Source organism: Bifidobacterium sp. UBA6881 (genome assembly GCA_002451435.1).
In the GTDB taxonomy this organism is placed as follows: domain Bacteria; phylum Actinomycetota; class Actinomycetes; order Actinomycetales; family Bifidobacteriaceae; genus Bifidobacterium.
Genome location: DKCF01000062.1, coordinates 10,015 through 10,610, shown reverse-complemented (window position 1 = coordinate 10,610; position 596 = coordinate 10,015). Strand labels below are relative to the sequence as shown.

The following is a 596-nucleotide window of genomic DNA, read 5'->3' as shown; positions in this document are numbered from 1 at the left end:
CCGGACGGCTTGATGACGAACAGGTCCGCGGAGTGCAGACGCTGGGAGACGTTGCCGGCGGTCCACACGACGAGGTTCCACTTGATCAGCTGCTGGTGCAGGGTCGAGACGACCTCGCGCACCTGCTTGACCTCAGCGCGTACTTCCGGGCTGTAATCGGCCAAAGTTGCCATGATTTTGTTTCCTTTCTACAAAACTTACTTGGTTTCCAGCGGGACCGACTCGATGGCGGCGTGCTCGATGGGCAGGCCCTTGCGGAAGCGCTCGAAGAACTCTTCGAAGCCGGCCACGTCGTCCGCGTCCGGAGCCTCGGTGGTGGACTGGGCGCCCGCGAAGACGCGTCCGTCGAGGTAGTCGGCGAGGTTGGTCTTGTCTTCGTTGGTGTGCCACAGGTAATCGGCGAGCACCGCCATGCCCCATGCGCCGCCTTCGGCCGCGGTGGACATGACCTTGATCGGGGTATTGAACGCCGCCGCCAGGATCTTCTGGGCGACCTTCGGGGTGGTGAAGATGCCGCCGTGTCCGACCAGGGAGTCGACTGCGACGCCTTCGTCCTTGGTCATGACGTCCATGCCGATCTTGACCGGGGAGAACGC

General features: G+C 63.3%; 1 protein-coding gene and 1 pseudogene. Both read right to left on the bottom strand.

Translation table 11 applies throughout. From position 1 onward, the window contains the following. Window positions 1-173: pseudogene (locus B3C64_RS04765) on the bottom strand (L-ribulose-5-phosphate 4-epimerase); the annotation flags it as partial. A 24-nt stretch (window positions 174-197) separates the two neighbouring features. Further along, window positions 198-596: FGGY-family carbohydrate kinase (locus B3C64_RS04760; protein ID WP_291534095.1), on the bottom strand; the 399-nt coding region annotated here is incomplete at its 5' end.